Origin of the sequence: Methyloceanibacter methanicus (assembly GCF_001723285.1) — a bacterium.
Classification (GTDB): domain Bacteria; phylum Pseudomonadota; class Alphaproteobacteria; order Rhizobiales; family Methyloligellaceae; genus Methyloceanibacter; species Methyloceanibacter methanicus.
Genome location: NZ_LPWG01000013.1, coordinates 104,447 through 119,999, shown reverse-complemented (window position 1 = coordinate 119,999; position 15,553 = coordinate 104,447). Strand labels below are relative to the sequence as shown.

The following is a 15,553-nucleotide window of genomic DNA, read 5'->3' as shown; positions in this document are numbered from 1 at the left end:
CGCATGAAGGAAAGATTTCTCTACACGCCCGCCTAGCGCGTCAGCTGCGCCGTGCGTGCGCGCTTGCGGGGCGACCGGACGGGAACGGGAATTCCGGCCGGCGACTTGGCGACATTGGTCACGTTGAGACGCCCGGCCAGCAAATCGTCCGCGAGCTTGGTCTTGATCCAGAACTCGTTTTCGCTCTGCTCGGCACCGGACCCGGGCGCCAGATCCTTGGCCGCAGTCGCACCGAGCAGGCCCGTCAGCGTGACGGCCAAGACTCCCACCATGATATGCCGGCCTGTGTTCATCGCCGCCGAGTGTGATTCGGCTCCGATGAACAGCCAGTTTAGAGACTTGCTTAATAATCCATTTACGCTGAGCCGAGACCGTCAGGCTTTGCGCCGCAACATCTCGTCGACGCTCCAGGGTCCGCCGCCCGCGAACGCGATGTACAGAAAGAGGAAGCAGTACAGGATCGCCGCGTCCCCGTGGTTCACGAGCGGGAAGACGCTGTTGGGCGCATGGAACATCCAATAGGCGACCGCCATCTCGCCGGAGAGGATGAAGGCGACCGGCCGTGTGAACAGGCCAATGGCGAGCAACGCGCCGCCGACCAATTCCAACATCCCGCCGATCCAGGACAGAGACATGAATTCGGGTGTCGGCATTTCCGTTGCGGGAAATCCGAGCAGCTTCGCGGTGCCATGCGCCATGAAGATCAGCGCGGCCACGATGCGCACGATGCTCAAGATGCGCGGTGCCCATTCCGTTTGAAGTCGATCTGCCATTTCGGCGTTTCCTCCCGTTGGTCCATAAAGCGGCGGGCGAGCTTATCGCGCCGGAAGGGGACCGTCATGTCACGACCTTGAGAGGTTCAGGCAAATCCGACATGAAAAAGGGGAGCCTCGAAGGACTCCCCCTTGCAGTCTTCTGAAGCGTTACCCGCGCCGAAACGGCACGGACGGGCCTTACGCCGCCGCGCTTGCAGCCGTCGGAACCTCGGAGATGGTCTTCAGGATCTGCGAGGCGATCTGGTAGGGGTCGCCTTGCGAGTTCGGACGACGGTCCTCGAGATAGCCCTTGTAGCCGTTCTTCGGGAAGCTGTTCGGCACGCGGATCGAAGCGCCACGGTCGGCGACGCCGTAGCTGAACTCGTTCCACGGCGCCGTCTCGTGCTTGCCGGTCAGACGCATGTGGTTGTCCGGACCATAGACGTCGATGTGGTCCTGCAGGTTCTTCTCGAACTGGGCCATCAGCGCCTTGAAGTACGCCTCGCCGCCGACTTCACGAAGATACTGGGTCGAGAAGTTGGCGTGCATGCCGGAGCCGTTCCAGTCCGTGTCGCCAAGCGGCTTACAGTGATACTCGATGTCGACGCCGTATTTCTCGGTCAGGCGCTCCAGCAGGTAGCGGGCCATCCACATCTCGTCGGCGGCCTTCTTGGAACCCTTGCCGAAGATCTGGAACTCCCACTGGCCTTTGGCGACCTCGGCATTGATGCCTTCGTGGTTGATGCCGCACTCGAGGCACAGGTCGAGATGTTCCTCGACGATCTGACGGGCGACCGAACCGACCTGCTTGTAGCCGACGCCGGTGTAGTACTTGCCTTGCGGCTCCGGATAGCCGTGCTCCGGGAAGCCCAGCGGGCGGCCGTCCTTGTAGAAGAAGTACTCTTGCTCGAAGCCGAACCACGTGCCGTCGTCATCCAGGATGGTCGCGCGCTTGTTCGAGGGGTGCGGGGTGCCGTCCGGGAGCATCACTTCGCAAAGAACCAAGGCGCCATTCGTGCGCGCGGGGTCTGCAAAAACGCGGATCGGCTTCAGAACGCAGTCGGAGTTGCTGCCTTCGGCCTGCATGGTCGAGCTGCCGTCGAAACCCCAATCGGGAAGGTCTTCCAGTGTCGGAAAGCTATCGTACTCTTTGATCAGTGTCTTACCACGCAGGTTCGGCACGGGTGTGTAACCGTCGAGCCAAATGTACTCGAGCTTGTACTTGGTCATTGTGAGTCCTTTTGAGTTTTAGCGACTGTACGGATGAATCCCTCCGAGGCCGCGAGAGGCTGGCGGCCAATACCTCCTGAAAGCAGTTTTTGTGCCAATGCGAACATTTCGGGCGGGGCCGGCCGCAGCGCTAGGCCACGGGCCCATGCGGCACCGCATGCATGTACACTTTTCGGTAATAATCTTAGCGGCTTAAGGCATCGGCTCCGGATGCGCCTTTTCTACGATCATTCGGCGCGAGATGGTCAATCCGAAGGCAGTCCGGCGATGCCACGCAAAGCGGCAGAAGAATTGCTGCTTAAATGTTCGTCACTTAGCGTTTTTTTTATGCAAGGCGCTGCAGCGTTTCTATATAGGAGACTCAAGGTACGCGATCGCGATTCTGCGGTGGCGCACAGAAGACAGAGGAGTAAGCCATGACGGCAAATACGCATGAAGGGACGGCGAAGGTCATTCCGTTCCCGAAGGGCGGCCGCTCGGGACTGAGCGGAAGCCATTACGGCCCACGCGCAGACGATCTCCTGACGTCATTGCAGGTTGGGTATGTGGACTATGGCAGCGGCTCCTATCACGACGCCGCCATCCGTGACGCGCAGCGGTCCCATGAGCACTGACGGACAGACAGACTGTACGACCGGCTGAGAGGGCCCGCTTCGGACGAAGTGAGGCCCTCTTTTCATTTGTAGGGTTTGTCGGCGCGCGCCCGCAGGCCCTAACGACGTCCTAGAGACGTATGGAGCGCGCATCCTCCCCATCGTCGCGCTGGCGCTCACCGAACATCGACAGCATGGGCTCGTCCCTCAGGACAATCTCGTCGAAGGCGCCGAAACCGTTGAACCGGTTCGCCAGTACGCGGCCATAGGCGCCCACCTGGCCGATCTCCAAATAGTCGCCCTCCCCGATCCGCTCCGGCAAGACGAAAGGACCTGGGAGATAGTCGGCGATGTCAGCAGGTGGGCCGTAAAAACGCGAACGCCGGTCCGCCGGCCCCAGATCCTCGCGCCCCGGCGTCACGCAGCGCACCGGAAACCGGAAGCCCGAGAAGGCCGCGTCGAACAACGCGCCGAACGCGCCGTCATTGATGTAAAGCGCGTTGCCGCGCCGTGCGTCGACGCGGACGATCACGGCCTCCGCGTCCGCAACCAGGGCGCGGCCCGGCTCGCACAGGAGTTCGCAAGAATGCTTGACCGCGAGCGCATCCGCCGCCCGCACGATCTCCTCCATGTAGCAATCGAGGCCAGGCGGCTCCGAGTGAGGGTAGCGGGCCGGAAAGCCGCCGCCGATATCGACGGCGTCCACCAGCACGCCGGACGACACGATGAGTTGGCCCACCTGGGTCAACGCCTCGCCAAACGCGGCCGGGACCACGGCCTGGGAGCCCACATGGAAGGTGATGCCGAGCCGCGTGGCACGCTGCCGCGCCCTCAAGAGCAGCGCCGGGGCCTCCTCGGCGCTCGCGCCGTACTTGCCCTCCAGCGGGATGAGACTATGGGTGTTGGGACAGGCGATGCGCAGGAACAGCGTGAGATCGTCCGCGCCGTTCGTCTCGGCCAGGATCTTCTCCAGCTCGTCATGCGAGTCGAACGCGAAACAGCGCACGCCGAAGTCGCCATAGGCGCGCGCGATCGCGCTGCGGGACTTGATCGGGTTCATGTAATACAGCTCGGCGTCGGCGACCTGCCGAACCCGTTCCATCTCGGGCAGCGAGGCCACGTCGAAGGCCCGGATGCCAGCCTCGGCAAGCGCGGCGAGGACCGGCGGCGCGTCGTTGGCCTTGGTCGCGTAGAGCACGCGCCCTGGAAAATTCGCCACGAACCAATCGGCCGCGCGCGCCAACGCATGCGGCCGCAGGGCGAGCACCGGCCGTTCGGGGCGGTGATGGCGCAGATATTCCGCGGCCGTCGGGTAAGCCTTCATCCAACAACTCTCATCCATGCGGACCAAGACACGAAACTGCCGGCCGGACTCACCGGTGCACATACCGGCGCGCGGGGCTGCTTTGCGTATGGGGTTCGGCCCACCTTGTAAAGAGACTTTCGGCGCCTGCGGCGCTAACCTTGCTTGGCGCTCTCGTCAGCGGCCTTCGGCGCCTTCAAGACCTCCGTTTCGGCGCTCGAAAGCACCGGGCTTTGGAGCAGGCCGAAGGTCTTGCGCGCCCCGAGCCGGACCAAGGCGGCCGTGTAGGCATAGAGCTCGGCGCTGTCGATCTCCCCGTCCCCGTTGCCGACGGGCGCGAGATCGGCGCTGCCCGCAAGGCCCTCGATCAGATAGCGGGTGAACAGCCCGACATCGTAGTCGGGGTCGATCAGCGCCCGCTGACCGCGATCGGCGGAAGCCAGAACCGTCATGTCGGCGCGAGGCTGCTCGGGCAGCGCGCTGCGTTTCATCTCCGGAATATTGGGCGGCAGAATATAGTCCCGTGGTCCCGGCCGAACGAACTCTCGAGGAGCACCAGGACCTGATCTGCGCCGAGGCCCGCGAGATTGGCGTAGAGCGTGGACAGCGGGTAGCCGCGCCGCTCTTCGCGATAGGGCTCGGCGTCCACGGGCAGGAGATAGGCTTCGTCCTGGGTGGCGTTGACGGCGCCGTGACCGGAATAGAAGACGACGACCTTGGCATTGGGCCGGGCCTGGACCAAGCGCTTCAACTCCCCGTCGGAGCCGGGCACCGGGCCGAAGACACGCTCCAGGTCCGCCCGTTCCGCATTGCGCAGATCGATCACCTGGTCCTGCCGGAAGCCCATATGCTCGGTCAGGAAGAAGTACATGGCGCCGGCGTCGTTCCTGGCCGTCCGCGCTGCCGGCAGATTGTCATAGGTCGTATTGCCGATGATGACGGCAATGGCATTCTCGTCTTCGGGCATGGTCGGCAAGGCCCGATACAACTCGCGAATGCGGCTGAACGACTTCACCACATTCCCGTGGGCGCTGCCGGGCCGCGGCATCTGGCGCGGCGGCGTCGTGCACAGATCGAGATTGCCGGCCCGCTCGATACGCCGGATATCCTTCAGCGAAAGATGCCCCTCGATCTGAACGCAGGAGCGGCACCACACGACCCCGTAGCGGCCGTAAAGCTCGTCCAGCTGCTGTTGACTGAGGCCCGACGCGCCGGCAGACATCCCGGCGCACAGGCTCTTGCGGTCACGCCCGGCCCATGGGCCGCGCGCAGGGCCGCAAGCAGGTCTTCGGGCAGACATTCGATGTCGCTGCGCGCGCGCGGCGGGGCCACATCGCTCGCGGGCGTGGGGGCGGAGTCGTCGGGCGCGGAGCCTTCAGGCGTGGCCCCTTCAGACGCGGCGACTTCGGACACGGCGACTTCGGACGCGGTGACTTCGGACGCGGTGACCGCCTCGGACAGAGCTTGCGGCGTTGGTTCCATCAAGGAGTCCGTTTCAGACGCCAGCTCCGCCACGACCGTCGCGGTCGCCGCCTCGCCGCTGACCGCGCCCTCCGTCCCGGCCATTTGCGGTTCCTCGTCCTTGCAGAGGGCCCCGATCTTCGCGAGGACCGGCTTGGCGAGGAAGTCCCCGTGGGCCTTCAGCCCGTGCTCGTTCTTGAAATGCCAGTGGGCCGTCCAGGTTGCCTTGTTGGCCTTCCCGTCGATAGGACCCTTGTAGTAGCCGAGCTTGGCGTAGCAGCGCTGCACCTTTTCGGTGAGGGACTTCTTGTCGAGCGGTTCGGGGTGGCGCGGCGCGGCAGCCTCGTTCTCCGGCGTCGCCACCGCGACGACGATCGCGCCGGTGCGCGCCGGCGGTGCGGCATGCGCCAAACCCGGTGCCCCGGCGGCAACGGCAACGGCGAAAGCGAGCCCCATCGCCAGCCGAGACCGGCTTCGAAATTTCCCCGCCATTCCAATCCTCAACACGGTACTGAAGCGCCCACGCTAGATCGCGGGCCCCAACTCTTCAAGGAAAGTCCTGTCAAAGCGCATCGCCGTCATGGCGTGCTGCTTGGGTCCGGCCGGGGCGGCAGGGTCTTCAGGTAGGCGGCGATGGCCTCGCGATCGCCGGGCGGCAACTGCGCCATGTTCTCCTGGACCGGCACCATGGATTCGCCCACCACATCGAAATCCGGCGTCGATCCAGTCTCCAGGAAATAGGCGATGTCCTCGGCGCTCCAATCGCCGAGGCCATCCTCGCTCGGGGTGATGTTGGGTGCATCGCCCTTCCCTTCGGGACTGACGGCACCGGCAAAGGCCTCATGGGCGATGATGCCGCCAAGCGCGTTGCGGGGGCTGTGGCACTCGGTGCAATGGCCCGGCCCCTCGACGAGATACCCGCCCCGGTTCACCGCCTCGCTCGCCTTCGGGTCCGGCGCAAACGTCTTGCCGTCCACATAGAGGCGCTGAAACAGGCCCACGCCGCGGCGGACGCTGTAGGGGAAGCGGAGATCGTTCGCAGGCACCGTGCTGCGCACAGGCGGCAGCGTATCGAGATAGGCCTTGAGGTCGATGATGTCCTCGAAGCGCATGCGCTGATAGGACGTATAGGGAAAGGCCGGGTAGAGATGCACGCCGCCGGGCGCCACGCCGCGCTTCATCGCATTGACGAAGTCGAGCGTCGACCAGCCCCCAATCCCGCTCTCTTCGTCGGGCGAGATGTTGGGCACGTAGAAGATCCCCACATCGGTCTTGAGGCAGCGGCCGCCCGCGAGCCGGGTCTCGTCCTCGATCTCGAGATCGTCGCAGCCTTTTGCGGGCGCCGCATGACACTCCGCGCACCCGCCGGCGGTGAACATGAGCTTGCCGTTGGCCACATCCGGTGTGTGATCGGGCAGGTCGCTTGCGGAAAACGTCACGGGCCTTGTGAGCAGGTAGAAGGCGAGACCGGCCGCCAACAACAGCGCGACCGCAAGAAGAAGAGCCTTCCGTACCATCTCTCTCGCCTCCATCAAGCCCGGCACGCGTCACGTACGGCAACCACAGCTGCGGCAACCACAGCTGCGGCAACGACCGCTAGGGCAACGGCAGCTTCCGCCCCGCGCCGACCACGTCCCAGCCGCGCTGCACCGCCGGGCGCGCCGCAATGGCATGGTACCAGCGCTTGATGTTGGGATGCTCGTCCATCTCCACGGGCTGGATCGGGTAGCGCGCAATCCAGGGCCAGATCGAGATGTCGGCAATGGAATAGTCCCCGGCCACATACTCGACGTCGCCCAAGCGGGTCTCCAGAACCCGCCAGAGGCGGCGCGCCTCCTTCGTATACCGCGCCTCGCCGTAAGGGCTCTTGCCCGGATTGTAGGCCACAAAATGATGCACCTGGCCGAGAAACGGTCCCGCGCCGCCCATCTGCCACATCAGCCATTCAATGGTGCGCCACTTGGCCTCGAAGTCCTGCGGCAGCAGCCGGCCCGTCTTCTCGGCGAGATAGAGAAGGATCGCCCCCGACTCCATCAGTTGCAGGCCGGTGTCATGGTCCACGATGGCTGGGATCTTGTTGTTCGGCGAGATCTTGAGGAATTCGGGGTCGAACTGCGCGCCCTTCTCGATGTCGATGCGGTGCACCCGATAGGGCAGTTCCACTTCCTCGAGCATGATCGAGACCTTCTGTCCGTTCGGCGTCATCCATGTGTAGAGGTCGATCACGCGGTCACTTCCTTTCACGTCTCAGCCATCGATTCACAAACCTGCGCCTTGAGTCACCAAGTCTTCATGGCAGCGCCGCCCTATCGCCCGAAACCGGTCGCGTCAAGGTCACAGCGGCTCGTTACGTGTTGGTCACGGCCCGATGACGGGACGGCAGTCTTGAGGGAGACGGAATGCTCGACGCCACGCAACATGCCCTGCAGCACGACGCAAAGCCGCTGTCCGACGAGCCGCGCCTGACGCAGTTTTCAATTTGCTACACGCCGCGCCCCGGAAGCGCGCTTGCCTCCTTCGGCCGGTCCTGGTTCGGCCGGGCCAATGATGGGACGACGCTTCAAGCGTTCTCCTTGTCGGGGCTAGGCAGCGGCGCTCCGGATGGAATCACGACAACCCCCGATCGTTATCTGGGACTGCACGCACCGTTCTTCTCGCCGTTGACGCTCCGCGAGCATGCGCGCCTCGAGGACATCAAAACGCGCCTTGCGCACTTCGCCGCCCACCGCAAAGCCATCGAGACCGGCCCGCTGAAACTGATGCGCGCCCGCCGTGCCCTCGTGCTCCGGCCCGCGAACCCGCGTCCCGAGCTCGATTGGCTTGCGCTTCAGTGCTTCAACGCCTTCGATTCGTTTGCGGCGATGTCCGAAACCGCGGAAGACGGACACCCCCATCTGAGCCCCTATCAGCGGCTGCTTCTCAAGAGCTTCGGCCAGCCCAACGTGATGAGCGAGTACCGCTTCTCCATGAGGCTTGCCGGGCCCCTCGACCCCCAGCAACTCGACCGCCTGTCCGAGGCCCTGGCCCCCCTGATTGCCGGACTCTGCGCCGAGGGCGTTTGCGTCGATGGGCTGTCGCTGATCGGCACACGGAGCGCCGCCGGAAGCGGCCAAAATCCCGGCCCATCCGCCCGTCTCCTCGGCCGCTACCCCCTGGCAGGATAATCCCCCTAAGCCCTGCCGGGACGGGTGTGGGCCCCCGCCTACCAGCCTCAGTTTTGACACAGGCGTCCGCCAATTTCGGGCCAATGGGGGCACAGGGGATTCCAATGCCGAATTATGCGGAAATACTGGCGTTTCTCGCCGAAAACCCTCCACAGCTTGAAGGCGAGTGCGAACTTCACGCTTCGCTGCTGGAACTACTGGCCAGATGCCTGCGGAACGAGCAGGTCGTCACCGATGACGATTTCGCAGATTTCGGGGATATCACCGGAATCTCGATCAACTGAGCCCGGGCGGGTGCGGCCGCGGCCCCGACGCCATAGGTCCTGACGGGGCGGGTCCTGACGGGGTCTTCTTTTTCGCGGGGTTTGAGCCGCATCAACGCTTGCCCGCTCCAATCGCCGGAGGCTTCGATCCGCACCCCGAGGCGCATGCCTGCGCGCAAGCTCCTCGATCGTACGGACGGGTTCGTTTGCACGTAAGGGCCTTAGAGTGCTAACTGAGCAACTGGATGGGATCGCCTGGGCGCTGGAGAAACCAGCATGTTTCGACCCAATCTTTAGGAGTTGACCGACATTATGAGGGATAGCGCAGCCTTGAAGCAGGCGGATGTCGACGCGAAGAGTTCCTCCGAGGACATCGTTCGCACCTTCACCGAGAGTGTGGCCAATGGCGATCACAGCGACGCGCCGTATCCGCATTGGGTGCTGAAGAAATGTTTCCCCGACGATACCATCGCGGACATTCTCGGCCTTCCCTTCCCCGCCCCCTCGCTCGAGGGCGTATCGGGCAAGCGCGAACTGCACAACAACACGCGCAAATATTTCGACGTCGAGAACCGGGAAGCGTTCGCATCGGTGAACGCCGTTGCCGAGGCGTTCCAGGACGAGCGCATCACCGACCTGATCGAGAACACGTTCGGCACCGATCTCGCCGGCACCTATCTGCGCATCGAATTCGCTCAGGATACGGATGGTTTTTGGCTTGAGCCGCACACCGATCTCGGCGTGAAGTCCTTCACCATGCTTCTGTACCTCTCCGACGAAGAAGGGCACGACAATCTCGGCACCGACGTCTACGACGCCGACAAGAGCCATGTCGCGCGTTCGCCGTTCGCGCCGAACCTCGCCTTCATCTTCGTGCCGGGCGACAACACCTATCACGGCTTCGAAAGACGGCCGATCAAGGGCGTCCGCAAGTCGCTGATCATCAACTACGTCACCGACGAGTGGCGCGCCCGCGAGCAACTCGCCTTTCCCGAGACTCCGATCGCCTAACGGAGCGAACGACGGGGCTGCCGGCCGCAGCGCTTGCGCGGCAGAAGACAATGGCCGGGTTCGCCCCGGCCATTTCCTTTAGGGTCGCCACGAAACGGGATTGAAGGAACGAGGACACCGCATGAGCAAAGTCGCGTGGATCGGACTGGGCGTGATGGGCTATCCGATGGCCGGCCATCTCAAGGCTGCCGGACACGACGTGACCGTGTTCAACCGCACCCCTGCGAAAGCCGAAAAATGGGTGGCGGAATACGGGGGCGCCCACAGGCCCACCCCGGCGGAAGCCGCCGCCGGCGCGGACTTCGTCTTCACCTGTGTGGGCAACGACGACGATCTGCGCGCGGTGACCCTTGGCCCCGACGGAGTCTATCCGGGTCTGAAGCCGGGCGCGGTCCATGTGGACCATACCACCGCCTCGGCCGAGATCGCGCGCGCGCTTTCCCAGGCGGCAACGCGCCACAACGCATCTGCGCTCGATGCCCCCGTCTCGGGCGGACAGGCGGGCGCCGAGAGCGGCAAGCTCACCGTGATGGTCGGCGGCGAGGAGGCGGACTTCTCCAAGGCGAAGCCCGCGATCGAGTCCTACGCCCATGCCGTCAATCTCATCGGCCCCGCGGGAGCCGGCCAGCTCACCAAGATGGTCAACCAGATCTGCATTGCCGGACTGATCGAAGGCCTGGCCGAAGCGCTCAATTTCGGCATGCGCGCCGGTCTCGACATGGAGAAGGTCATCGCCACCCTTTCCAAGGGCGCCGCGCAGTCCTGGCAGATGGACAATCGCTGGGAGACCATGATCGCCGGCAAGTTCGATTACGGCTTCGCCGTCGATTGGGTGCGCAAAGACTTCGGCATCTGTTTCGACGAGGCGCGCCGCAACGGCGCGAGCCTGCCCGTGACCGCGCTGGTCGATCAGTTCTATGCCGAAGTTCAGGAGATGGGCGGTCGGCGCTGGGATACGTCGAGCCTCATCGCCCGGCTGAACCGCGACCGGCCGAAGCGCTAGCGGCGCTTAAGCGCGCTTCTCCTCGGCGGCGTAGCCGAGCGGCAAGGATGTCGTGAACTTGATCTGCTCCATGGCGAAGGCCGAGCTCACGTCGGAGAGTTCGATCTTGGCGATAAGCCGCTTATAGAACGCGTCGTAGCGTTCGATGTCCGGCACCACCACGCGCAGCAGATAATCGATCTGGCCGCTCATGCGGTAGAACTCGACCACCTCCGGGAAATCCGCGAGCGCCGCGTGAAAGCGCTCGAGCCACTCCTTGGTGTGGTTGCTGGTCGTAATGGAGACGAAAACCGTCACCCCGGCATTGACCAGCTTGGGGTCGAGCAGCGCCACACGCCGTTCGATCACACCCTGCTCTTCGAGCTTCTGGATGCGCCGCCAGCACGGGGTCGTGGACAGGCCGATCCGCTTGCCGATCTCGGCGACCGGCAAGGTGCAGTCCTCCTGCAAGATTTCCAGGATCTTACGGTCCATCCGATCCAGCATCCAAACCATCCGACAAAATTTTGAAGAAACGCAGCCGCAGAAGAAACCTCGTTCTAAATATCGGCTGATTGGATGGTGAAGGTAGATTATTGTTCCACGCCCCGCAAGCCGGCTCACAAGACTTTGCCGACCTCGCGGCGCAGCGCCGGAAGCAGCTCCACCTCGAACCAGGGGTTCTTCTTGAGCCAGGCATTGTTGCGCCAGGACGGGTGCGGCAGCGGGAACACCCGCGGGGACCGGGGCGCCTCGAGATGCGCCCGCCAGTTCAGCATCGTCTCCTGCAAGGTCTTGCCGCGCGCCGCGCCCAGATGAAAGGCCTGCGCATAGGCGCCGACCGCCAGGACGAGTTCGACCTGCGGCATCGCGGCGAACAGATCGCGATGCCATTGAGCGGCGCACTCGCGCCGTGGCGGCAGATCGCCCCCTTTCGCATCGTGTCCCGGAAAGCAGAACCCCATGGGAACGATGGCGACGCGCGCCTCGTCGTAGAACAAGTCGGCCGGCATGTTCAGCCAGGATCGCAGCCGGTCGCCCGATGGGTCGGAAAAGGGCCTGCCCGACCGGTGCACGCGCGTCCCCGGCGCCTGACCGCAGATCGCAAGGCGCGCCGTCGCGCTCGCGCGCAGCACCGGACGCGGCTCATGGGGCAGCGGCTGGCCGCGCGGCGCCGTCACGCAAACGCGGCAACGCCGGATGGCACGCACAATCGCGGTCAATTCGGGCATCGGGCACCTGGGCCACCGCAGCCAAGAGGCCGCATCGATCAGAGATCGATGATCATACCGTCTTCGGCAAGCGCATAGCGCGTGAGATCCACTTCCGAACGCGCATCGAGCATCTCCTGGCCCATATGGGTCAACAAGACCCGCTTGGCCGCAAAGCGCTCGTAATTCGCATCGATGGTCTTGTAGTCGAGATGCATCGGCATTGCGTGGTCGTACTGGAAGCACTCGGAGATGAAGAGATCGGCGTCCCGCGAGACCTCGGGCAGGACATCCACCCAGCCGGTATCGCCGGTGAAGGAGAGGACCTTGCCCTCGATGTCGAAGCGCATCGCATAGGGCGGCGCGCCGGACGGGTGGTACACCTCGAAGGGCGTGACCGTGACGCCGTCCTGCTCGCGCGGCACCCGCTTCTCATGCTCCACGAAAACGAGATCGAAATTGATGCCGCTGTCCAGCGTGCCAGGATAGACGGCCTCGGTCAGCGTCACGAAACGTTCCTCGATCGTTTCCGGCCCCACCACGACCAAGGGCCGCGTCCGCAGGCCGATATATTTGGCGTGGATCAGCAGCCACGGCAGACCGCCAATGTGGTCCCCGTGCAGATGCGACACGAACACCGTGTCGATATCGTTCGGCGACAGGCCCAGCCTCTGCAGGCCGATCAGCGTTGTCGCCCCGCAGTCGATCAGGAACGTCGACGCTTTCGATTTGACAAAATACGCGGTTTGAAGGCGGTTTCCGGCCCCGAACGCATCGCCGCACCCGACAACGGTCAGTTGCATTGTTCTTCCATTTCATCCCCCCTGCCCGAATCTCGGGTATCGAATTCATGTGGTTTCTCGATCACATACGTCAAGACCGGTGCCAGCTCGGGGCGTGGGTAAACGCCTCGTTAGGACTTTGGCCGGATACTTCTTGTTAAGCCTAAGTTCGGGGGGCGGGCTGGCCGCAATCGGCTGTCCACGCCGTCCCGCGTGTGTTGTCGTCTGCGGTCGGGTTGCGGGTTTCATAAGTGATGGTGAGTGGTGCGTCAGCCGAGGCCCCCGTGGCCGCCTCCAGCTCGGTGAGCGGGCAGAAGCGGCGCGCCTTCCGCAGCGTTCAGGAAGCCCGCGAGAAGCTCACCTACAAGTCCTCCGGCGGATTGGAGTTCGACTACGAACTGCTGATGATGTTCGTGAAGAACGAGCTCTCGGCCGCGATCACCACCCCGCTCCTCGCCGTCGTCGTCGCCGTGGGCGCGATGTTCTGGTCCCCGGTCGACGAATTGCTGCTGTGGTTGTGCTGCATCTTCGTCACCAAGGGCATCCTGGTCGGCATCTGCAAGCAGTTCGCCAAGCAGCCCCGCGACGAGGTGAATGTCGCGACTTGGCGCGCCAAGATCACGGCGGCTGAATTCCTCTACGGCGTGACCTGGGCGTCGGTGGTCTTCATCAGTCCACTGACGGAAGGCGTCGCCGGTTATACGTTCATCTTCGCGGCCGTGCTGGTCGTGATCTCGATGCGCATGCTGTTCGCCTCGACCGTCATGCCGATCGTCTACGCGGGCACGCTGCCCATGACGGCGGCGATCGTCATCCGCTTCGCGCTGCTCAACGATCCGTTCTACTGGGCCATGGCCGCCATGGCCGTCGCCGTCCACCTCTACTTCATCTGGCTGATGAACGGCTTCAACAGCACCGTCGTGTCCATGCTCGAGTTTCGCGCCGAGAAGGACGCTCTGATCGGCGAACTCGAACAGTCGAAGGCCATCTCCGACGAGGCGCGTTTGCGCGCCGAAGAAGCCAACCTCGCCAAGTCGCGGTTCCTGGCGACCATGAGCCACGAATTGCGCACGCCGCTCAATGCGATCCTGGGATTCTCCGAGATCATGCGGGACGAGGCCTTCGGCCCCCACGCCAATCCGACCTACAAGGAATATGCGAACGACATTCACGAGAGCGGCCAGCACCTTCTCACCCTGATCGACGAGATCCTCGATATCAGCCGGATCGAAGCCGGGCGCTACGAGCTCAACGAGACGCCCGTCTCGCTCACGGAGATCGCCGAGGAATGCCACCGGCTCATGCGGGTGCGCGCCGACAACAAGGGCCTCAAGATCACCCAGCCTCGAGGAGGGCTTGCCGAAAGCGTGGGCGGACGAACGGGCCTTGCGGCAGGTCTGCCTCAACCTCCTCTCCAATGCCATCAAGTTCACGCCATCGAACGGGACCGTCACGCTCAAGGTCGCGCGGACGAAGGCCGGCGGCCTGGCGCTCAGCGTCAAGGACACGGGGCCGGGCATTCCCGACGACGAGATCCCCCGCGTCTTGCGGAGTTTCGGTCAGGGCTCGCTCGCGCACCAGACCGCCGAGGGCGGAACCGGGCTCGGTCTGCCCATCACCAAGGGCTTGATCGAGCTGCATGGCGGCAGTTTCGAGCTCAAGAGCAAGCTGCGCTACGGCACCGAAGTGACGGTCACCCTGCCGCCGAGCCGCATCATGGAGGCGCTGCCGAGGCTCACCGAACCCGGCGAACCCGCACCCGACGAGGGCGGACAGCCCGACGCCCACAAGCGCGCGAGCTAGGACCTGCAGGGCCCCGGCCGACCCTCCGCCGATTGCCCTGCGTCTTCCCACAGACTACATAGAGAGTTCAGACCCTTATCAGGCGAGGACCGCTTGGAAACGCCTTGCGTCAATATCTGCATGCTCGACCCTCAGTCGGGGCTTTGTATCGGCTGCGGCCGCAGCGGCGACGAAATCGCCGGCTGGGCCGGCATGACACCCGCCGAGCGGCGGGCGATCATGGACACGCTGCCCGAGCGACTGAAGCGGCTGGAAGAAGAAGCCGCACCCAGCGAGGCCGCGTCATGACCACGTGGGTCGCCCTGTTCATCCTCGCGCTTGGCGGCATGATGCTGGTCAGCAACGACTCGGGGATGATCGCGGGCCTCGACGTCACGACGTTCGGCTACGGCGCGTTCCTGCTGGCGCTCCTGGTCTACCTGGCCAGCGGCCTGCTCAGCCATTACGGCGGCGGAGCGGCGACCATCGTGCGGGACGCGGTGACCTGGCTCGCGCTCGGTCTCGGCCTGGTCACGCTCTATGCCTACAAAGAGGAACTGACGCCGATCGCGACGCGGGTCTCGGCGAACTCCTCCCCGGCACCGCCATGACGGTCGAGACGAGCGCGGGTGGCCTGACCGAGGTCAAGATCCGCAAGCGGTTGAACGGCCATTTCACCGCCAAGGTCGAGGTCAACGGCATGCCGGTGTCCATGATTGTGGATACGGGCGCCTCCTCCATCGTTCTGACCCCGGAGGATGCACAAGCCGCCGGGATCGACGTGGACGAGATGACCTTTCGCGTGCCCGTGCTGACCGCCAACGGCCGCACCATGGCGGCGCGCATCTGGCTGGAGGACGTCGCCATCGGCCCGCTGGACCGCACCCGCGTCGAGGCCCTCATCGCCCAGCCCGGGGCGCTGTCCCAGAGCCTGCTTGGTATGAGTTTCTTAAGCCGCCTGCGCTCCTATGAGTTCTCCGGGGACTTTCTGACCTTGCGCGGCTGACCAAAGCCGC

The 15,553-nt window shown here is 64.3% G+C and carries 21 protein-coding genes and 1 pseudogene; 10 read left to right on the top strand and 12 right to left on the bottom strand.

Annotated elements, in window-relative coordinates; all coding sequences use genetic code 11:
• Window positions 1-32: 32 nt before the first annotated feature.
• From AUC68_RS12340 to AUC68_RS12330, 3 genes are all read right to left on the bottom strand, one after another.
• Window positions 33-272, bottom strand: coding sequence for a hypothetical protein (locus AUC68_RS12340; protein ID WP_141701265.1), 240 nt, complete (start codon window positions 270-272; stop codon window positions 33-35).
• 102 nt (window positions 273-374) lie between these two features.
• Complete coding sequence (locus tag AUC68_RS12335) at window positions 375-773, bottom strand: DoxX family protein (RefSeq protein WP_069437927.1); 399 nt, start codon at window positions 771-773, stop codon at window positions 375-377.
• 180 nt (window positions 774-953) lie between these two features.
• Window positions 954-1,985, bottom strand: coding sequence for a glutamine synthetase beta-grasp domain-containing protein (locus tag AUC68_RS12330; RefSeq protein ID WP_069437926.1), 1,032 nt, complete (start codon window positions 1,983-1,985; stop codon window positions 954-956).
• Between the two features lie 416 nt (window positions 1,986-2,401).
• Between AUC68_RS12330 and AUC68_RS12325 the strand changes: the two genes are divergently transcribed.
• Window positions 2,402-2,599 (top strand): DUF2735 domain-containing protein, encoded by a 198-nt coding sequence (locus tag AUC68_RS12325; protein WP_069437925.1) that lies wholly within the window; start codon window positions 2,402-2,404, stop codon window positions 2,597-2,599.
• Window positions 2,600-2,708: 109 nt separating this feature from the next.
• On the opposite strand, the gene AUC68_RS12320 is transcribed toward AUC68_RS12325, so the two are convergent.
• The 6 genes from AUC68_RS12320 to AUC68_RS12295 form a co-directional block, all read right to left on the bottom strand.
• Complete coding sequence (locus AUC68_RS12320) at window positions 2,709-3,902, bottom strand: type III PLP-dependent enzyme domain-containing protein (RefSeq protein ID WP_069437924.1); 1,194 nt, start codon at window positions 3,900-3,902, stop codon at window positions 2,709-2,711.
• Window positions 3,903-4,036: 134 nt separating this feature from the next.
• Window positions 4,037-4,372, bottom strand: a complete 336-nt coding sequence (locus AUC68_RS12315; RefSeq protein ID WP_069437923.1) for a hypothetical protein — start codon at window positions 4,370-4,372, stop codon at window positions 4,037-4,039.
• On the bottom strand, window positions 4,369-5,037 hold the full coding sequence (locus AUC68_RS12310; protein WP_069437922.1) for a caspase family protein: 669 nt from the start codon (window positions 5,035-5,037) through the stop codon (window positions 4,369-4,371). The genes AUC68_RS12315 and AUC68_RS12310 overlap by 4 nt, the downstream gene beginning before the upstream one ends.
• Window positions 4,992-5,834 carry a hypothetical protein gene (locus AUC68_RS16830; RefSeq protein WP_158008307.1) on the bottom strand — a complete coding sequence of 281 codons (843 nt, stop codon included), beginning with the start codon at window positions 5,832-5,834 and terminating at the stop codon, window positions 4,992-4,994. Before AUC68_RS16830 ends, AUC68_RS12310 begins: the two co-directional genes overlap by 46 nt.
• Window positions 5,835-5,920: 86 nt before the next feature.
• Window positions 5,921-6,859: a c-type cytochrome gene (locus tag AUC68_RS12300; protein ID WP_069437920.1), complete on the bottom strand. Its 939-nt coding sequence runs from the start codon at window positions 6,857-6,859 to the stop codon at window positions 5,921-5,923.
• Between the two features lie 79 nt (window positions 6,860-6,938).
• Window positions 6,939-7,568: a glutathione S-transferase N-terminal domain-containing protein gene (locus AUC68_RS12295; protein ID WP_069437919.1), complete on the bottom strand. Its 630-nt coding sequence runs from the start codon at window positions 7,566-7,568 to the stop codon at window positions 6,939-6,941.
• 173 nt (window positions 7,569-7,741) lie between these two features.
• Between AUC68_RS12295 and AUC68_RS12290 the strand changes: the two genes are divergently transcribed.
• The 4 genes from AUC68_RS12290 (at window position 7,742) to AUC68_RS12275 (ending at window position 10,783) form a co-directional block, all read left to right on the top strand.
• The gene (locus AUC68_RS12290) at window positions 7,742-8,506 is read left to right on the top strand and encodes a DUF1045 domain-containing protein (RefSeq protein ID WP_069437918.1); all 765 of its coding nucleotides are present in this window, start codon (window positions 7,742-7,744) and stop codon (window positions 8,504-8,506) included.
• Window positions 8,507-8,610: 104 nt separating this feature from the next.
• A complete protein-coding gene (locus AUC68_RS12285; RefSeq protein WP_069437917.1) occupies window positions 8,611-8,790 on the top strand; it encodes a hypothetical protein in 180 nt (59 codons plus the stop codon).
• A 291-nt stretch (window positions 8,791-9,081) separates the two neighbouring features.
• Window positions 9,082-9,780, top strand: a complete 699-nt coding sequence (locus AUC68_RS12280; protein ID WP_244500516.1) for a 2OG-Fe(II) oxygenase family protein — start codon at window positions 9,082-9,084, stop codon at window positions 9,778-9,780.
• Window positions 9,781-9,901: 121 nt separating this feature from the next.
• Window positions 9,902-10,783: an NAD(P)-dependent oxidoreductase gene (locus AUC68_RS12275; protein ID WP_069437916.1), complete on the top strand. Its 882-nt coding sequence runs from the start codon at window positions 9,902-9,904 to the stop codon at window positions 10,781-10,783.
• A gap of 6 nt (window positions 10,784-10,789) precedes the next feature.
• Here the strand turns inward: AUC68_RS12275 and AUC68_RS12270 are convergent, their stop codons facing one another.
• The 3 genes from AUC68_RS12270 to AUC68_RS12260 form a co-directional block, all read right to left on the bottom strand.
• Window positions 10,790-11,269, bottom strand: a complete 480-nt coding sequence (locus AUC68_RS12270; RefSeq protein ID WP_069438170.1) for an Lrp/AsnC family transcriptional regulator — start codon at window positions 11,267-11,269, stop codon at window positions 10,790-10,792.
• Between the two features lie 113 nt (window positions 11,270-11,382).
• Complete coding sequence (locus tag AUC68_RS12265; RefSeq protein WP_069437915.1) at window positions 11,383-11,994, bottom strand: uracil-DNA glycosylase family protein; 612 nt, start codon at window positions 11,992-11,994, stop codon at window positions 11,383-11,385.
• A gap of 38 nt (window positions 11,995-12,032) precedes the next feature.
• The gene (locus AUC68_RS12260; RefSeq protein ID WP_069437914.1) at window positions 12,033-12,776 is read right to left on the bottom strand and encodes an MBL fold metallo-hydrolase; all 744 of its coding nucleotides are present in this window, start codon (window positions 12,774-12,776) and stop codon (window positions 12,033-12,035) included.
• Between the two features lie 233 nt (window positions 12,777-13,009).
• Here AUC68_RS12260 and AUC68_RS18785 point away from each other — a divergent pair.
• From AUC68_RS18785 to AUC68_RS16090, 5 genes and pseudogenes are all read left to right on the top strand, one after another.
• A pseudogene (locus AUC68_RS18785) lies at window positions 13,010-13,933 on the top strand (sensor histidine kinase); the annotation flags it as partial.
• 178 nt (window positions 13,934-14,111) lie between these two features.
• Window positions 14,112-14,558: a sensor histidine kinase gene (locus AUC68_RS18780; protein ID WP_425283235.1), complete on the top strand. Its 447-nt coding sequence runs from the start codon at window positions 14,112-14,114 to the stop codon at window positions 14,556-14,558.
• A gap of 93 nt (window positions 14,559-14,651) precedes the next feature.
• A complete protein-coding gene (locus tag AUC68_RS12250; RefSeq protein ID WP_069437913.1) occupies window positions 14,652-14,846 on the top strand; it encodes a DUF1289 domain-containing protein in 195 nt (64 codons plus the stop codon).
• Complete coding sequence (locus AUC68_RS16095) at window positions 14,843-15,148, top strand: hypothetical protein (protein ID WP_083240709.1); 306 nt, start codon at window positions 14,843-14,845, stop codon at window positions 15,146-15,148. The genes AUC68_RS12250 and AUC68_RS16095 overlap by 4 nt, the downstream gene beginning before the upstream one ends.
• Window positions 15,145-15,543 carry a retropepsin-like aspartic protease family protein gene (locus tag AUC68_RS16090; RefSeq protein WP_083240708.1) on the top strand — a complete coding sequence of 133 codons (399 nt, stop codon included), beginning with the start codon at window positions 15,145-15,147 and terminating at the stop codon, window positions 15,541-15,543. The genes AUC68_RS16095 and AUC68_RS16090 overlap by 4 nt, the downstream gene beginning before the upstream one ends.
• Window positions 15,544-15,553 lie beyond the last annotated feature (10 nt).

Bases quoted from the DNA above. Each gene is read 5' to 3' on its own strand.
- AUC68_RS12265 (WP_069437915.1), bottom strand. From the start codon at position 11,994: ATGCCCGAATTGACCGCGATTGTGCGTGCCATCCGGCGTTGCCGCGTT.
- AUC68_RS12275 (WP_069437916.1), top strand. From the start codon at position 9,902: ATGAGCAAAGTCGCGTGGATCGGACTGGGCGTGATGGGCTATCCGATG.
- AUC68_RS12335 (WP_069437927.1), bottom strand. From the start codon at position 773: ATGGCAGATCGACTTCAAACGGAATGGGCACCGCGCATCTTGAGCATC.
- AUC68_RS16090 (WP_083240708.1), top strand. From the start codon at position 15,145: ATGACGGTCGAGACGAGCGCGGGTGGCCTGACCGAGGTCAAGATCCGC.
- AUC68_RS12330 (WP_069437926.1), bottom strand. From the start codon at position 1,985: ATGACCAAGTACAAGCTCGAGTACATTTGGCTCGACGGTTACACACCC.
- AUC68_RS12325 (WP_069437925.1), top strand. From the start codon at position 2,402: ATGACGGCAAATACGCATGAAGGGACGGCGAAGGTCATTCCGTTCCCG.
- AUC68_RS12315 (WP_069437923.1), bottom strand. From the start codon at position 4,372: ATGAAACGCAGCGCGCTGCCCGAGCAGCCTCGCGCCGACATGACGGTT.
- AUC68_RS12285 (WP_069437917.1), top strand. From the start codon at position 8,611: ATGCCGAATTATGCGGAAATACTGGCGTTTCTCGCCGAAAACCCTCCA.
- AUC68_RS16830 (WP_158008307.1), bottom strand. From the start codon at position 5,834: ATGGCGGGGAAATTTCGAAGCCGGTCTCGGCTGGCGATGGGGCTCGCT.
- AUC68_RS12260 (WP_069437914.1), bottom strand. From the start codon at position 12,776: ATGCAACTGACCGTTGTCGGGTGCGGCGATGCGTTCGGGGCCGGAAAC.
- AUC68_RS12320 (WP_069437924.1), bottom strand. From the start codon at position 3,902: ATGAAGGCTTACCCGACGGCCGCGGAATATCTGCGCCATCACCGCCCC.
- AUC68_RS12340 (WP_141701265.1), bottom strand. From the start codon at position 272: ATGGTGGGAGTCTTGGCCGTCACGCTGACGGGCCTGCTCGGTGCGACT.
- AUC68_RS12290 (WP_069437918.1), top strand. From the start codon at position 7,742: ATGCTCGACGCCACGCAACATGCCCTGCAGCACGACGCAAAGCCGCTG.
- AUC68_RS12280 (WP_244500516.1), top strand. From the start codon at position 9,082: ATGAGGGATAGCGCAGCCTTGAAGCAGGCGGATGTCGACGCGAAGAGT.
- AUC68_RS12270 (WP_069438170.1), bottom strand. From the start codon at position 11,269: ATGCTGGATCGGATGGACCGTAAGATCCTGGAAATCTTGCAGGAGGAC.
- AUC68_RS12300 (WP_069437920.1), bottom strand. From the start codon at position 6,859: ATGGTACGGAAGGCTCTTCTTCTTGCGGTCGCGCTGTTGTTGGCGGCC.
- AUC68_RS16095 (WP_083240709.1), top strand. From the start codon at position 14,843: ATGACCACGTGGGTCGCCCTGTTCATCCTCGCGCTTGGCGGCATGATG.